The 15,679-nt window shown below is 64.6% G+C and carries 10 protein-coding genes; 4 read left to right on the top strand and 6 right to left on the bottom strand.

Annotation, left to right across the window (positions count from 1 at the left end; translation table 11 throughout):
* Positions 1-44 precede the first annotated feature (44 nt).
* The gene (locus tag M1D44_RS24725) at positions 45-737 is read right to left on the bottom strand and encodes a lytic transglycosylase domain-containing protein (protein ID WP_316683462.1); all 693 of its coding nucleotides are present in this window, start codon (positions 735-737) and stop codon (positions 45-47) included.
* A gap of 409 nt (positions 738-1,146) precedes the next feature.
* Between M1D44_RS24725 and M1D44_RS24720 the strand changes: the two genes are divergently transcribed.
* The gene (locus M1D44_RS24720; RefSeq protein WP_316852674.1) at positions 1,147-3,045 is read left to right on the top strand and encodes a leucine-rich repeat domain-containing protein; all 1,899 of its coding nucleotides are present in this window, start codon (positions 1,147-1,149) and stop codon (positions 3,043-3,045) included.
* A 156-nt stretch (positions 3,046-3,201) separates the two neighbouring features.
* Here M1D44_RS24720 and M1D44_RS24715 read toward each other — a convergent pair whose 3' ends face one another.
* Positions 3,202-7,272 (bottom strand): type III effector protein, encoded by a 4,071-nt coding sequence (locus M1D44_RS24715; protein ID WP_439004436.1) that lies wholly within the window; start codon positions 7,270-7,272, stop codon positions 3,202-3,204.
* A gap of 149 nt (positions 7,273-7,421) precedes the next feature.
* Complete coding sequence (locus M1D44_RS24710) at positions 7,422-7,793, bottom strand: type III secretion system chaperone family protein (protein ID WP_316683459.1); 372 nt, start codon at positions 7,791-7,793, stop codon at positions 7,422-7,424.
* Between the two features lie 243 nt (positions 7,794-8,036).
* Between M1D44_RS24710 and M1D44_RS24705 the strand changes: the two genes are divergently transcribed.
* The 3 genes from M1D44_RS24705 to M1D44_RS24695 all read left to right on the top strand — a co-directional run bounded on the left by M1D44_RS24705 (position 8,037) and on the right by M1D44_RS24695 (position 10,167).
* Positions 8,037-8,546: a sigma-70 family RNA polymerase sigma factor gene (locus tag M1D44_RS24705; RefSeq protein ID WP_024978135.1), complete on the top strand. Its 510-nt coding sequence runs from the start codon at positions 8,037-8,039 to the stop codon at positions 8,544-8,546.
* A complete protein-coding gene (locus M1D44_RS24700; protein WP_024978136.1) occupies positions 8,543-9,493 on the top strand; it encodes a DUF4880 domain-containing protein in 951 nt (316 codons plus the stop codon). The genes M1D44_RS24705 and M1D44_RS24700 overlap by 4 nt, the downstream gene beginning before the upstream one ends.
* Before the next feature lie 146 nt (positions 9,494-9,639).
* Positions 9,640-10,167, top strand: coding sequence for a helix-turn-helix transcriptional regulator (locus tag M1D44_RS24695; protein ID WP_316852672.1), 528 nt, complete (start codon positions 9,640-9,642; stop codon positions 10,165-10,167).
* 172 nt (positions 10,168-10,339) lie between these two features.
* Here M1D44_RS24695 and M1D44_RS24690 read toward each other — a convergent pair whose 3' ends face one another.
* The 3 genes from M1D44_RS24690 to M1D44_RS24680 form a co-directional block, all read right to left on the bottom strand.
* On the bottom strand, positions 10,340-11,077 hold the full coding sequence (locus M1D44_RS24690) for a response regulator transcription factor (protein WP_024978138.1): 738 nt from the start codon (positions 11,075-11,077) through the stop codon (positions 10,340-10,342).
* Positions 11,078-11,349: 272 nt separating this feature from the next.
* Entirely contained in the window at positions 11,350-15,072 is a 3,723-nt protein-coding gene (locus M1D44_RS24685) for a hypothetical protein (protein ID WP_316852671.1), read from the bottom strand.
* 133 nt (positions 15,073-15,205) lie between these two features.
* The gene (locus M1D44_RS24680; protein WP_316852670.1) at positions 15,206-15,487 is read right to left on the bottom strand and encodes a type III secretion system chaperone family protein; all 282 of its coding nucleotides are present in this window, start codon (positions 15,485-15,487) and stop codon (positions 15,206-15,208) included.
* Positions 15,488-15,679: the final 192 nt, after the last annotated feature.

Raw genomic sequence — 15,679 nt, 5'->3', positions numbered from 1 at the left:
GCGGTATGGGGGGCGACCCCGCAAACAACCGATAGCGCGCGGGCTTACCGGCTGAACCGATCCCGCAAGCTTGCACTCTGGTTCAGGCTGGTCAGCATGGCATCGAGCCAGTGTTCATCTGCACCTGCCGTCGGCACGGTCGATGCATGCATCCTGTGTTCGGCGGGCTGATCTGCCGCGTGTTTGAGAACGACGGGGTGCATGGGTTTGGCGCCATCCTGCATCGGTTGCGGCGCCGACTCTTGTGCACGCGTTTGCCCGGCAACCGGCAACGGCGCGCGTGCTGCCAGCTTGCGGGTGAGAATGCCTTCCACCGCACGGGCATAGATGCCGTTTTCCCCTGGGGACTCCGAGTGATAGGCGCCGATGGCATGCCAGCTGTTGCCGTGCAATTGCACCTTACGGGCCAGATGCCATGCGGCCACATAGGCGCTGACGCACGGGTCATAGAGCATCTGGCGGCCGATACCGTAGCGTGACAGTTCCGGCAGGTGGATGGTGTTGATCTGGAACATGCCCAGGTCTTCACTGCCGTTGCGGTTTCGGTTGTGTGCTTGCGGATTCAGGTGCGATTCCTGATAGCCGATGGCACGCAGGACTTGTGCGTTGACGCCGTGGTAAGCGGCGGCATCGTCGATGCAATCGGCCAGGACCGCCGCGGGCAGGCAGCCCAGCAGGGCAATGACGAAAAACACTCCCCGCCGTAGCGCGACGGCGAGCCGGTTACGCCCGCGCATGGTCTTGCCTGCCGGCGCAGGCGCGCGTCATGGGGTGGCGTTGTTGCAGGCGCTGCTGCTGCCAGGTGTGATGGGTTTCGCGACGCGTGGGCGGTACTGCATGGGTGGTTGCGCGACGCTCCCGCGCAGCCATGATGCGAGACGATGGGGCATGCATTGCGGATCTCCGGTAACGAGCATGCGCGCATCATAGAAATGCCCGCCGGGCGATGCGCACGCACAGTGCGAATTTGCCGGGCTTGCAGCGAAACCGTATCAACAGCGTGCATGGGCACGACGGTTCGCCGCGGGCGCAACGGGTTCGTCCTGCCACAGGTCGTGTTGCGCGGTGGTCCATACGATCAGCAAACAGGCGGAGAGGGCGCGTTGCCCGCCGCTTATTGCCACTTCATCTTCTCTTGGGCCCATCATGCAATCACATTACGGTAGTGCCTCCGTGCTGCCCGATAACGTCGCGCAGAGCCGTGCCGACTGGGGTGCGGCGGATGCAGGTGTCTCGGTGACCAACAAGCTGTCGCGTGCGTTGCGGCGCGTGCTGCAGCGTGTGCGGACCGGGCACACCCAGCCGTCGCCAGCCGCCAACCGATTTCACGTGCCGATGCCGAATCACGATCGACAGGCAGCGCCGACGTCTTCACGCACGCAGCATCAACAACGTGCAGGCGCGGCGCGCGATGCTCTGCGCATCCAGCAAGCCATGCCCCAGGGCCACGGCCTACGGGCCATCGTTCCGCCCACCGATGCCAGCCGCTGGCTGGCCGTATGCGAGGCGGTGGCGGGTTGGCAGCAGGAGATGGCACGTCGCCTGCACCGCTACAGCGGCCCGTTGTTGACCGACACCGCACGACCCACCGAGCAGGGTCTGGCCCTGGCTGCTACGCGCATGCTGCTGGCCATGCAGCAGAAAAGCCGGCACCTCGTGCTCGACGGTATTCCGGTGATGCGCCTGCCTGCCGCCCTGTGCCTGGCCGAAGAGCTGGAGCGGCTGACCGTCCATGATTGCGATCTTTTTGAGTGGCCGGCGTCCGGTGGTTTGCCGGTCAACCTGAGCGCGCTGCATTTCGCGCGCAACCCGCGGTTGACAGCGTTGCCGGGGCGGATCGGCAAGCTGTTGCAGCTGCAGGAGATTGTCGTGCTGGATTCGCCGCTGCGCGCGCTGCCCTCGTCGTTGTCTCAACTGCCGAAGCTGGAGCGCCTGGTTGTGCAGGGCACGGATCTGCGCATCGTGCCGGTTGAGCTTGGCACACTGGCCGCATTGCAAACGCTGACGCTGGCATCCAACAAACTGCTCTTGCAACTGCCGATCAGCCTGGGCCAGCTTTCGCAGTTGCGCGAGCTTCACTTGCGTGGCAATCCTCTGCTCTCTGTGCTGCCTGATACCTTGGGCAACCTGGCCGAACTGGAACGGTTGGACTTGCGCGAGAACAGCGCCATGACGACACTGCCCGAGTCACTCGGCCGACTGCGCAAGCTGCGGCATCTTGACGTCTCTGGCATGTCGAACCTCGTGGCTGTGCCGGAGGGCATTGGCCATTGCGCGCAACTCCGTACGCTGCGCCTGCGCGATTGCGGATCGCTGCGCATCTTGCCCGAGTCTGTTGGCGATCTGAAGCAGCTGACGCACCTGGATTTGCGCGGCTGCTACGCCTTGGCTGGCTTGCCCGATACGCTGCGCGATCTGCCGCCAGCCTGCCGTGTCGATGTGCCGGCGCACCTGTCTGCACGGCTGGCCGAATTGCGACCCGCAGCCGGCGCCATCGCGACGGCCGGTTCTGGCATTGCACCGGATTGGATCGCGCTGCGCCAGGGCTGGCGCGCACGCCTGCAGCCCTATGACGCCGAATATGGCAGCGACGCCTTGTGCATCTGGATGGAGCGCTATATCAACGCCATCGCGCCCGACGCCGTGCGTTCATACCGCGACAGCCGCCGTCTGGGCCAACTGGTGGATGGCCTGTGCGAGCTGGCAGCGCTACGCAGCGCCGTTTTCCAACGAGCCCAAGAGCGCTATGCGCTGGGTTGCCTGGACGAAGAGGCGCTGCCGCTTGACGCGCTGATGGCACTGTTGGTGAGCGAGCGCCTGCGCGAGCCCGGGTTGCTGGAAGACGCGGCAGCCAGGATGGTCCGCGCCGAGGCTTTTGCGGCGTTGCTCGAATATGGCGCCGCCGGTGGGTCGATTGACGAGGCTGTCCAGAAGCTCGCGGCTTGGGCGCCGCTGCAGAGTTACGTCGCACGCTACGTCAGGGCCGGCGAGGGCGTGGCACAGCGGCACGTTGCCGTCGCGCGCGACTGGCTGCACGCCGGCTGATACAGCCGTTCAATCGTGTATTCCCATGGGCCGGCTTGATGCCGGCCTTTGTCTTTCTGGGCCTACGCAACGAAACAAGAATGCTTGCGAGGGGGAAAAAAAAACGCCAGCCCGGGCGCATCCAGGGCTGGCGGCAGAGCGTGAAGTCAGTGGGCTTTACGTTGGCGATGGGCCCTCGTCAGTCGGGAATGCGTTGCCGAGCAGCGCTTTGCGGCGCTGCAGCTCCTGCTGTGCCTGTTGGCTGATCGGCAGGTTCATGGCAGCGAGCTGCTGCAGATCCGCCAGGGTGGCCTGCTTGACCGATGCTTTGGCCGGCTCAAGGCGTGTGCGCAATTGACCAATGGTGCCGGACGGTTGCGGTTTGCCGTGCAGGGCCGCCTGGGTGCGGTCATTCTCGCGTTGCAGCGCCTTGGGGTTGCGCACCAGCGACTGAATACCGGTGTTGCGCTCCTCGGTATGGAACAGCGCGGCCGAGTTGATGGCGCGCGTGTTGCCGATGATCTTCGAGAACGCGTCGAGCAGCGGGCGGCCCTGGCTGGAGTCGCACAGATAGTCGGCGCGTTCCTCGATGGTCGTCATGGCTTGCAGGCGTGCACGCATCGCTTCCACGTCGAGGTGGCTCACGTCGATCGGCTTGGCCAACGGTTCGGCAAGCTTGAACAGCTGTTCTCCGTTGGCGGTCGAACCCGGCGCGTGCGCAGCCACCTGCGTCGACACCTGTGCCGCGCGTGCGAACGGTGTTGCGGCGTGGTAGCGCACGAACTCGTTCTTGATCTGGACGGGGCGGTTCTCTGTAGCCGCGGCATTGATCTCCTGGGTCGCCGCTGCGTACTTGGCCACCACATCGGCCATCAGGTTCGGATTGGCGAGGTAGCGATCGCGTTGCACCGGGTTCGCATCGAACGCCTGCCGTAGCGCGGCATCTTCGCGGTGGGCTTCCGCGTCGACGATCTTGGCGAGGAAGGGATGCTGCATGATGAGGTAGCTCGTGTCGGAGCCCATTACCTCGCCAGCGTAGCTCTGCGTGCTGTCCGTATGCGAGACTGACGGCGTGAACGTGCCATGCGGCGTCGGCACTGTTAGCGACAGGCTCATGCCGCTGTTCTTGTTGCGCAGGACGCGCGCGTATTGCAGCTCCATCGGGGCGTTCTGCACGTCAGGCGCCTGGCGCAACTTGACGACCAGGCTGGTGCCGTCGGTCACGTTGAGCAGCAGCCCCTGCGTCTGGCGGATCAACTCGTGCGGATCGAACTTGTCGTCCTGCAGCCGCATGTTCGGCGCGAACTTTTCGATAGCCGCTGCAATGGCCTTGTTGAGTATCGCGCCCGTGATGGGCGCACCGCCCTGCGCGGTGAACGTGAACTGCCAGAACTTGCCCGTACGGCTGGGGTTGACCTGATGATTGGCGTTCATCAGGCGCGCCTCGGCGGTGAGCGAGACTTGCCCCGCGCTGTTGCCGACAGAGATGGAACCTGTGAACGGTCCCAGTTGCACTTTGCCGGTGGACCGGCCGAAGCGGTTGAGGATCGCGTTGAGCGCACTGCTTTGCGCGCCGCCGGAAACCGTCGCCTTCAGTGCCGTATCCCAGCGCTGCCACAGCGATTTGTCTTTCAGCGGGCCGTTCTTCTGCACGTCGTAGTTCTTGAGCGGCAGGTACGTCTTGTCCAGCATTTCACGCGCGGTCTTGTACATCGAATCCGCCGTCAGGATGGCTTCGGCGGCGGCCGTGCCGTGCTCGTCGCGCTGCGCCATCTGCTGCTTCACGACAGAGATATGCGCGCCCACACAGCCCAGCGCCAAGCTGATCGCAGCATGGCTCTTGGCGACGAACGCCTCTGGGTTGGCCAGCGCATCTTTCTGCGGATAGCGGCCATGCCACACGGTCTGGTTGATCTGTGCGAAGGCCGCTTCGCGATGCTGGTTCAGCGTATCGCGCTCTTTGGCGGGCATGAAGCGATCGTTCCTGGCGAGCACGGCCCCGGCGTGATCCGCAAATTGCAGATAGGTGCCGATGAGATGCTCCAGCTGGTCCGTCGCGTGATTGAGCTGTTCGGGGCTGGCGTGCGTGATGGCGTTGTGGAACTGCGCGGGGATGTTGGCTTCCTCGCCATAGTGCAGGCGCTCGGTTTCGGTAAAGGGCTGAGCGGGGCCCGCGTGCAGTTCGTGCGTGAGTGCCTTGCGTGTCTCGTTGTACAGGTGGAGCTGCGCGGGCGGCGGCTCGGCACAGGCGGCATCGAGCTGCTGATGCAGCTTGAACGTGGACTGGTAATCCTTGTGATAGCCCGGGTCCAGCAGCGTGTGCGGTGCGGCAGCGCTTTCCGTGAAGAACTGCGCCACGTTGCCGCGCACGTTGACATCAAAGCTCCCGCCGGCTTCCAGGTTGGTGCCGCCGTGGGTCTCGTTGCCGACGTTGGCATCTACGCTGCCGGTCACCTGGCGGTAGGCCAGGAAGCGGTCGCCATAGGCCACGGAATCGGGCACGTCGCGTCGCGGTTGCGCCGGCATTGGCTGCCCGCTGCCGATGCGGTCCGTCAGCACGTCGGCGATTGGCGGGTACGCGGCCTTCATTAGCGTGCTGAAGCGGTCGCCGCCCACTTGCTGGTCGATCGCGCCGGCCAGCAGCGTCATCTTCAAGGTGTTGAAACCCTTGGCAATCTTGGCGTCGTTCAGGAAGTAGGGCTTGCCCGCGGCTTCCGTGTAGTTGCGGCCGATGGCGTGAGACACGAGATTGGCCAACGATTCCAGTTGCTGCATCGCCTGGCGCGCATGCGGGCCGGCAGACTTGACCCAGGCGTGGTTGGCATCGTGGTTGGCAACGAGCTTGACGAGTTGGCGCAAGTCATCGTGTTCGAGGTAGACATTGCCGCCGGACAGGTCCAGCCGGCCCGCCAGCTTGGCGGCCCACTCGCCCAGCTTGCCGCCGAGCGCAACTTTGGCGAAGGCCTGTGCCGAGGGCCAGTAGTCGACGTCGCCGTCATCATCGGCAAAGTACAGCCGGCCCTTGCCGCCACCCGCTTCCACCGATAAGTGGGCACCGGCATAGCGGTTGGTTGGGAAGGCCGAGATCGACACGCTGCCCGACGTGCCTGTGCTCACGTTGGAGCCGGGCTTTGCCGTGCTGATACCGGGGGCTTTGGCTTCAAGGTTGGCGGTTTCCTTCTCGGCGTAGTGGCTCATGACCTCGTGCGCGCTGCCGCTCAGGTGCGTGCGCTTGAGCTCGGTGAGCAGCGCCGCGATCCCCTTGTAGGCGTCGGCCGGATCATGGTTACCCAGTGATTTGGCAAGCTGGCGCGCGGTCTTGGCCGCCGACGCAAAGGCATCACGCACGGCCATGCCGACTTCGTGCGGAGCCTTGCGGGTGTTGTCTGCGGCAATCGTCTGGATAGTGCCCAACTGATGCTGAAGCTTGGCGCGCAGCCCGTCACTGTGCGGGTGCGAGCGCGTGAGTGCTACCGGCACCGTGGGTAGCGCATCCTTGAGCGCAAGCGCCATCTGGCGCAACTGGGGCTTGTTCAGCGCGCCGGTATCGGGATCGAACACGGGCGCATCCGGCGGCGTGTGGCGGCCCTGCGCGTGCGCGCTGGATGAGGGAGACAACGACGAGGGCGACGGCGGCCGCAGCACGATGGCAAGGTCTTGCTGGGTGCCATGCTCGGCGTGTTCGGTGTGTTCGGTGTGCTCGGTGTGTTCGGTGTGTTCGGTGTGTTCGGTGTGCTCGGTGTGTTCGGTGTGCTCGGTGTGTTCGGCGTGTTCTGTGTGTTCGGTGTGGGCAGTACCAGACGATTCGGCGTGGGGCTGCTCCGTCGGCGTGGGCGTCGGGTTCGGGTTCGCTTGCGCGTGTGGGGTGTGAAGCGGCGTTGCGGTTGTGCTGCTTGCGTGCCCCTGTGCCTGCGGCGCAGCGGTTTGCGGCTGTGCGGACTGTTGAGGCGGCCACTGCAGCTTGCCGTTGCGAATACGCTTCTGGGCCTCCCGGTGCGCGGCGCGCGTTCCGCGTCCGCTCAACGTGGTGCTCGACAGCGCAACCTTGAGCTGCTCGTTCGTCAGGGACGCAGCGCTTTTCTTCTGGCGGTTCGCCGTCACCATGTCGGCAAGATCGCGCAGGCCGCCGGGCAACTGCGAAGTCTTGCGCACGCTTGGCATCGATGGCTGCGCGGATTGCGAGGCCGGTGCGCTGGACGACGTCTGCGCCGGAGGCGTCGCGCTGGAGTGTCGGGAGAATATCTTCATGATGGGCGAGGGCTCCGAGGTTGGCATGCCGGGGCAATGCGGACTCGCCCGAGCACAGTTGAACCTTGCAAGCGTAGCCAGCCACTGCCGACGAACGTCACTGGCACCGAAGTGCTGCGTCGGCATCCGAAGCGACCGCCCGCGGCGGCTCAGTACCGTGCGGGCGCGGCGCCGTTGTCCAGCTCTGCCGTGAGCGCAGCGATGGCATCGAGCAGATCGGTCGCTTCCGGGTCGTCGTCCAACGCGTAGCGGAAGCGATAGATCATCTGGCCGGTTTGCGGGTGTTGCACAACGCTGCCGCGTGCAGCACCGTCCACTTCCAGGCAGAGGCCGAGCAGCAGATTGAGCGTGAGCGCGACGTCCAACGTGTCGCGGGGCCCAAGTTCGACGTACGCGGTCAGCATGTCGGGATCGGCGTAGCTGTCGTAAGCCAACCAGACGTTGCGGGTGCCGATGCGCAGGGCATGCGCGGGCAATGCGTCGTCGTCGAACGGGGGGTGGGGCAAGTCTTGGGGGGGCATGGGCGGGCGCCGTGGCGGTTGTCGCTGCAACGCATTGCAGCAACCGGGTTGCACCGCAGAACGATGCCAGCATGGGCTTCCGGATGTGGCGGGTGTGCCGAAAAACTGCGATAAAAGCCGAAAAAATGCCCACCTGAAATATCAGCGGTGGTTAAAATCTCGACACCTGGGTGGGGGCTTTCTCGATACCGGGTCGGGTCGTTTGCCGGGGAACGGCCAGCACAGATTTTCGCGGAGGGTACCGTGACGCAAACCTGCCAGCCAGTTACCGAACTGGCCTCTGACTGGTTCCGACAACACTATGCGTGGCTCGCCCGTCGTATGGGCTGCAAGACGGGCTGCCGCTTTGGCGCCGAAGACATCGCGGCAGAAGCGTTTGTGCAATTGCTGCAAAGGCCAGGGTGGCAAGACACCCGCGAGCCGCGCGCTTTGCTGACAACGATTGCGCAGCGCGTGCTCTACGACATCTGGCGTCGTCGTGATCTGGAAGAGGCCTACATGGCGTGGGCCGCCACGCAACCGCAAGCAACGCTGCCGTCCCCCGAAGACCGTGCGTTGATCCTCGAGACCCTCACCTCCATCGATCGTATGCTCGATGGGCTTTCCGCCAAGGCGCGCGCCGCTTTTCTCTATAGCCAGCTCGATGGCCTTACGTACCCTGAGATTGCCGAGCGCCTGCAGGTATCCGTTCGCATGGTGCAGAAATACATGACGCAGGCCATGCGCCTTTGCTATCTGGCTGAATCGTCGTGAAGCACGCGCTGGACGATCGGATCGCCGAGCAGGCGATCCAGTGGCTCGTCGTACTCCGCTCGGGCACAGCTTCCGAGACGGAGCGCCAGCGCTTTGCCGCCTGGCAGGAAGCCGACCCCGCGCATGCTGCTGCCGTGCAGCGTTTGCAAGGCGCGTTGGGTTCGGTGGCACTGCCCCCCGTGGCAGACCCGCATCGGCGCGCTGCGCGGCGGCTTCTCGATGCGCCTTCTTCGCCAACACGGCATGTGCGCCGCGCGCTCATCTTCAGCGGGCTGGGTCTGGGCGTTGCCGCCCTCGTTGACAGAGAGATTCCGCTGGCCGACCTGGTTGCCGACATGCGCACGGTCACCTCGGAGCGCCGCGATTTCGCGCTGGCCGGCGGCTATCAATTACGCCTGAACGCGCGCAGCGCGGTGGATGCCTCTGCGCTTGCGCGCGGTTACGACGTGCGTCTGCGCAGCGGCAGCGTGCTGGCCGTCGCTGGGTCGCCGTCGGGTCAGTTGCGGTTGTGGTCTGCCGCGGGCGCGGTGGAATGCACGGGCGGCATGATCTGCGCAACGCTGGAGCCCGGCGGCGCAATGAAGGTTGCCGTGCTCGAAGGCAGCGCGGCGTTGTCGACGCCGGCAGGTGCGGTGTCCACGGCGCATGCCGGCGAGGTACGGCGTCTTGGCGACGGTGGCATCGAAAAACTCACGCTCATGGCGCGCAACGTAGCCGCCTGGACGCGCGGCATGGTCGAGGTCGAACACCAGCCGCTGGCCGATGTGATCGACGCATTGCGCCCCTACCACCGTAGCCTGATCGAGCTGCACCCTGAGGTGGCCGGCCTGCGCGTGACGGGGCGGTTCCCCCTCGGCGGCTGCCGCGCCCTGCAGATGCTGGCCGAAACGCTGCCCATCCAGGTGAAGGAGCTTGCCGGCGTGTGGGTGCGCATCGGCCCACGCTGAGCGTTCGTCGGCCGCGAAATTTTTTTCCGATCGGGGTTCCGGTTTTTCTCCCTCGTTGCACAGAGAGAGTAAGAGGCTGCCGCGATACCCATCCGCGCACGCCACTGCATCCAGATGCAATAGCTTCCACAAGAGCGAAGGACGACATGAACGCCCGGGCCCAGAACGACGTGCTGCTACACGCAGCCGACAGCACGGCAGAATGCCGGTATTTCTCCCCTCTCCCTGCGGCAGCCGATTGGCGGGCGCAGGCGGTGGTGCCTCTTACGATCGCGGTTCGGCAGGTCTCGCGCACCCCGAACTCTGGGATCCTGGTCGACTTGACCGAACTGGCCCAGGCCGCCGGCGAAGACCCGCCGGCCCAGCCGGTCACGCTGGAGCAGGCGCACGCGATGCTCGGGCGGATGTTGGAATCCAGGCGGAAGGCGCCTGCCCGTTCGTCCAGCAAGGGGGCTTTGCTCTCCGTGCTGACGCCACGCCAGCGCGACATCCTGCGTGAGGCGGCCTCGGGAAAATCCAATGTGGAAATCGCGCAGACACTGCATATCGGCGTAGAAACCGTGAAATCGCACGTGCGCCAAATCCTGATGCGTTTACAAGCACGCAATCGGACCGAATTGGCAGCGCTATATCAGCAATGTGCGGGTGAAATCCGCTCGCACGAGAATCATTAACGCGATAACCATTAACAAGGCAATGTTTTTTAAACCGGCGCTGAGTTTTTTAAGCCGGCACTGAAATTATATGCCTTGAAGGTTTTTATTAAGAAACGCTAAAACAATTTGCTGTGGGCGCAGTGGCCCTGCGGCGCGCAATCGTTTGCGCAAAAAAGGCCGCTTAAGCGGCCTAAGCGGCCAGGACGGTGCGCGCCTGGGGGCCTGCCGGCTCGTTGCTGGCGGCTTGCACGGCGAGCTGATAGCCGCGTGCATAGACGGTCTTGAGTTCCACGCCGGTCTCGGGGCCGAACTGGAGCTTCTTGCGCAGCTTGTAGATGTGCTGCTCGATCGAGCGCTCGACGATGCTGGCGTCTGCGCCCCACACGGCCGATGCAATCTGCTGGCGCGAGAGGAACGAGCCGGGCGAAGAGAACAGCAGCCATGCCGTCGCAAATTCCCGTGCGGTCATGCGAATGGGGACGCTGTTGACCGTAGCGGTGCGGGTCAGGCGGCAAAGCCGGTACGGCCCCACCACGACGTGGATACCGGCATTCTGGCGCACTGGCTCGGCACGGCGCAGCGCCCGTTGCACGCGGGCTTGCAGCTCTTCAGCGCTGAAGTGACCGGTCAGCACGTCGTCCACGCCGGCATCGAAGGCCGACGCCATGTCCCCCCGGTCGACAAACTGCCCGAACACCAAGGTGGGCCAGCACATGTCGGCATTGCACTCCCGCCACGACAGCACGAGTTGCCCTGCCGTACGGAAGTGCTGAGCGTCAATCATCAACAGATCAAACGTTTCCGTGCGGCGCGCACGCAGCAGCGACAGGGCGTCGTCAAAGCGGATGCACTCCGCCTCTTGCGTGGATAGGCAGCTTGCCACGTAGGCAAAGCTGGACGGGTTGGAGGTCAGTACGGCGAACTTCATAGCGCTTCCCCATTTCAAGCCATCGCGCAGAGGAATCTTTGCAGATGGCGCTTCAAACTGGGGCCAAGCATAACGTTCACAATTTGCTCACACATCCCTATAAAGAGTGAAATCGCGTTTAGATCTGATTGAGTTTTTTTTGTTGAGTTGGAAATCGTCATTTGAGCATGCGAATGCCGCATTCTGTGTGAACGACTATGCGCATATGCACATAAAAAAACCGGCGAAACCGTTAATTCGCCGGCTTATCTGACAACCTGATGAATTGATCTTCAACCGAACTTGATGGCGGCGAGTTCGCGCGTGCCTTCCGCTTCCTTGCTGGCCCGTAGCTGTAGCGCGCTGGTCAAGCCACGGCTGCGGCTGGTGGACACCTGTTCGACGATAGCGAGCTTTTCCGGCAGGCGCGACGTGGGCGCTTCCAGCAGCGCCTGCGCCAGCGCTTCGGAGGCTTGTGCGTCGGCAGAATTCGGGTCGATGCTTCGGTGCAGGTCCGCCAAGGCCAGGTGGCCCTCGATCTCGCGAGCGGCAGACGGCCGAAGCCGATGCCGGTGCAGGTAGCGCTGGTTGGGACGGGCGTGCTTTTCGACGGTCTCGCAGTAGGCTTCGAACTCGCGTGCGGCTTTTTCCGGCGTACCGCCGGGCTTGTGGGCAAGCATGTTGATCCACGCATCGCGGTCGCTGCGCACGACAGCCAGGTATTCGCGCACGCTGCGGTATTCGGTGTCGAAGTAGCTGACGCGATCGGCAATCTTGCCGTTCTGATAAGCCATCTTCACCTTCGTCGTGTGGCCGCCTTCCGACAGCTTCCAGTTGAACCCCAGCGGCATGCCGCCGGTAAACGACTGTGTGAACTTGCCGCTCTCGCCGGCCTTGGCCGATGCATTGTCGTCGGGGGCTGCCGTGTAGAAGGTGCGGCCCACCGAGAACGCCAGGCCGGCGCGCGCCGTCACCTTGTGCCCCGTGGCGACGCTGAACTGCTCCATGCGCATCGTGCCGGTCTTCTCCTGCAGGGTGGCCGTGTTGCTGAGCGTCTTCTCGCCGCGCAGCCGTGCTGATGGGCCGATCCGCACCGGCGTGTGCGGGCTGCTCACGCGTACGTTCATGCCAACGCTCGCGTCCATCGACGCGCGCCAGCGCTTCTTGGTCTGGTCGACCCAACTGATCGAAATGCCGCCGCTGCCACCGCTTTCGCCACAGTGCTGTGCCAGCGTATTCCACAGCGTATCGGCATCGGGTCGGTGCTCGGGCGCGGCAGACGCGTGCTCGAACAGCAGGTTGGTGGCCTTGACGATGGCATCTGCAGCTGCTTTGTCGTCGTACTTGATGGGTTCCCAGTCGTCGTGGCCTTCTACGGGGCGCTGCGTGGGCCGCGTGGCACGGATGACCACGCCGCGCGGCTCACCGGTCTCCAGATCGAATGGCGTGACCTTGACGGCGAGCAGGTTGGCGCGCAAGCGCTTGCCCCACGTTTTGAGGTCGTAGCCAACAGAGGCACCCACACCGACCGAGGCGCGCATTGTGCGGTCAGTGCCGACGAACACGTCGCGCCCATGAGAACTGCGTCCGATTTCCACCACGGCCTGGCGGCCCCTGCCGTAATTGGCGTCCAGTTGTACCGATACGGGCACCGGCAGCGCCTTGCCGACGTGCGACAAGCCTGTCGATACGCCGGTCGTGCTGCCGCCAATCCAGCCTCCGTTGGACAGGCGCACCTTGTTGCCTGATTCCATGGACGTGAGCAGCGTCTCGATGGTCTTGCGCGCGTCTTCGATGGTGGGCGCCTGCATCTTGAGGTCTTCCGGGTGCTCGAGCTTGTCGGCACGCTCCAGTGCGCTACGGAATGCAGGGGCTTCGGCGGCCTCGCCCGCGTGGGCACTCCAGTAGCGCAACAGCGTGGCCGACGGCTGCAGCCCCACCAGGTATTCCGGCGGCTCGCCCACCAGGCCGGCGTGGTCGATGAGCTGCGCCACGTGGGCCTGCGCGGCATTGACTTGCGGCAGGGTCAGCGTATTCAGCCGGGTTTGCGCCCAGGCTCGGCTGTCTGCATCGTCAGTCAGTCCGGTCAGGGCCACGAATTGCGCGAATTCCTGGTGGGCCGGCGAGCTGCCCGGCGTGCGGGCGACAGCGGTTGGCTCGGCGTTCTCGCGCTGCATGCGGCTGACTGCTGCGCCGACTTCGGGTTGCAGCGCACGCAGCTTCTCTGCCGTGAGCGCGTAGTCGCTCAACGGCGCGTTGGCGGCTGCCAGCCCGGCCCAGTGCTCGAGGATCGCGCCGCGCCAAAGATCGCCTGGGTGGGCGATGGTGTGCAGCGAAGGCGCATTGCCAGCCTGCACGAGCGTGTCGATCATCGTCCGCAGCGCCGCCGTATAGGTGTCCATTTCCTTGACGAGCCCAGGCCGCTGTGCGCCGTGCATGCCAAGCGCAGCCGATGACAGCGGCGATTTCTTCTTGCCGATCATCTGCCAGAAATGGCTGCCCGTGGTTTGCTTTTCCACCCGCGGAATGGTGCGCCCGACAAACTTCGCCAGGCGTGCCTTGGTGCTGGCCAGATCCGAGCCCGGACCGTCTTCACGAAAGCCTTGGTGCCACGCAAAAAGGACACCGGTCTGTTGCGCGCCGACGGGCTCCCCGCGCAGCTTGAGCGCAGCGGCATGCATGACGTTGACGGCGAGTGACTCGGCCTGGGTGCCGCTGCCAGCCGGGTGGGCGTGCAACAGGGCGGTGGGGTCGGCCGCCGTAGTGGCAGCCGTATGAACATGGTCGGCCGCTTGCAAGAAGGCGCGTGCGGTGTGCGCCTGCTCCGGGGTGGGCGGAGCTTGCATCAGACTGGTCAGCGCTTCAAAGCCGTGATGGCTGCGCGAGAGCAACTGCGCCGTGCGCCACGCTGCGCTTGCCACGCCCGCATCGCTCATGCCTTGCGGCATTGGCGGGACCGTCAGGCTGCGTGAAGAACCACCGGAGCCGCTTGAGCCGTACTGGGCCGACAGGCTGGATTGCCGGGAGAGCGAACGCGGGCTTTCCTGATCAACCGTCCCGCTACCGCTGGCTTGGGCACCATGTGACGACGTTTCGTCCGCACCGAACAGATGCGACAAGCCCAGGTCAGACGCGCTGGAGCGATGCGACACTGCTGCCGATGCCGTCTCATCAAACAGGCGGCCCATGCCCATCGAAGAGCTGCCCGTGGAATGTGTTGAGCCGTCATGGCTCGGCGTCGGTACAGGCGTGGCAAAGGCGGCAGCGTCGAAGTGCACTGCATGCGAAACGTGCTGCAGCACCCGCAGCGCATCGGCTGCATTGCCGCCGCTGGTGGCCGCCAGCGCGCGTGCTGCCAACATCGGCCCGATGTAGTTGCCTGCTGCGGACGAGGTGCCCTGCGCTGGAGCCGCCAAGACGCCGAGCCGATCGGCCAGCAGCTCTCGTTCGCTTGTGCTGCCCGCCGTGCGGAACAACTGCGCAACGCTCTGGCGGAACGCTTCGGCCGTCGCTGGAACGGTCAACGCAGCGGTCGATGTTGCCGCTTGGGGCGTCGGCGGTTTTCCGCGTTGGCGCAGGCGCTGCGCACCCTGTTCGGCGCGCTGCATCATGGTTGAAGTCTTGCGCTGGGAACGTGCCGCGCGGCGCGTCTCGTGATGTTCCTGAACCTGCGGTGTGGCAGGATGCGGTGTGCCTTCGGCGGCCTGCGGGGTTGTCTCGGGCGTGGTCGTCAACGTGCCGCGCGTGGGCGCCTTGTAGTTGTCCACCGTATTGAACGACGCGCCGGAGCGCTTGCGGTCGCTTAACAGTGTGGCCAGTTCTGTCTCGTCGCTCTTGGGCAGCTTTTCGCGCACGCGCGATTTCAGGTTGCCGAGCCAGCCACCTTTCTTGCGAGGCTGCGGAGCAGCGCTGCCCTCGGGCGGGGGCGATGGTGTGCGCGCAGCGAAGTCGTGGAGTGTCTCGTACTCCGACGGCGATGTCGGCACGTTGACGGGCAACAGGCGTGAAGGTGGCATGGCTCGGAATGCTCAGGCACTGGCGTGGTCAATCGGCATACCACTTTGATGCGGACGAATGACAAACGCGCGTGCAATGCGAACGGGGTGTGACGGTGGCGAAGTTGCATGCCACCGGCCCACGCGCAATCCGTCAGTGCACCGACCACTTCGAGACCGATATGGCTGATGCTGCAAGCCCGGACATTGCGTCAACCAGCAGAGCGCCGGTGGGGTCTTCGTGCAGCATGTAAGCAAAGCGATAGACCAGCGTACCGGTGTGCGCCTGCTGCGCCACCACGCCCCGCGAGGAAGCAGGCAGGCCGAGGCAGAGCCCGAGGATCACGTGCAGTGCTTCGTCAACGTTGATCTCGAGCGGCTTGCCGAGGTCGATACAAACCGTGACCGACTCAGGGTCGGCGTCGGCATCACACATGAACCAGAGCTGATATGTACCGATGTGGATGGGGTGCGCCGCGAACGGGAAGAACTCATCGGCGCGCAGAAGCGGGACGTCTAGGGTCGGAAGATATGGTGTGCGTGAGGCGGACATGAACGTGGATTGGCGATGCCCCAGCAGCCGACACGTCAGCTTCAACGAGCACCTTCGCATGTAATGCCGCGAGCG

It is taken from the genome of Ralstonia sp. SA306 (assembly GCF_054792405.1).
The sequence above is the reverse complement of the archived record's forward strand: the minus strand, read 5'-3'. Positions and strand labels throughout refer to the sequence as shown.

Excerpts from the sequence above, each read along its gene's own strand:
- M1D44_RS24725 (WP_316683462.1), bottom strand. The coding sequence starts at position 737 with ATGCGCGGGCGTAACCGGCTCGCCGTCGCGCTACGGCGGGGAGTGTTT.
- M1D44_RS24720 (WP_316852674.1), top strand. The coding sequence starts at position 1,147 with ATGCAATCACATTACGGTAGTGCCTCCGTGCTGCCCGATAACGTCGCG.
- M1D44_RS24715 (WP_439004436.1), bottom strand. The coding sequence starts at position 7,272 with ATGAAGATATTCTCCCGACACTCCAGCGCGACGCCTCCGGCGCAGACG.
- M1D44_RS24710 (WP_316683459.1), bottom strand. The coding sequence starts at position 7,793 with ATGCCCCCCCAAGACTTGCCCCACCCCCCGTTCGACGACGACGCATTG.
- M1D44_RS24695 (WP_316852672.1), top strand. The coding sequence starts at position 9,640 with ATGAACGCCCGGGCCCAGAACGACGTGCTGCTACACGCAGCCGACAGC.
- M1D44_RS24690 (WP_024978138.1), bottom strand. The coding sequence starts at position 11,077 with ATGAAGTTCGCCGTACTGACCTCCAACCCGTCCAGCTTTGCCTACGTG.
- M1D44_RS24685 (WP_316852671.1), bottom strand. The coding sequence starts at position 15,072 with ATGCCACCTTCACGCCTGTTGCCCGTCAACGTGCCGACATCGCCGTCG.
- M1D44_RS24680 (WP_316852670.1), bottom strand. The coding sequence starts at position 15,487 with ATGTGTGATGCCGACGCCGACCCTGAGTCGGTCACGGTTTGTATCGAC.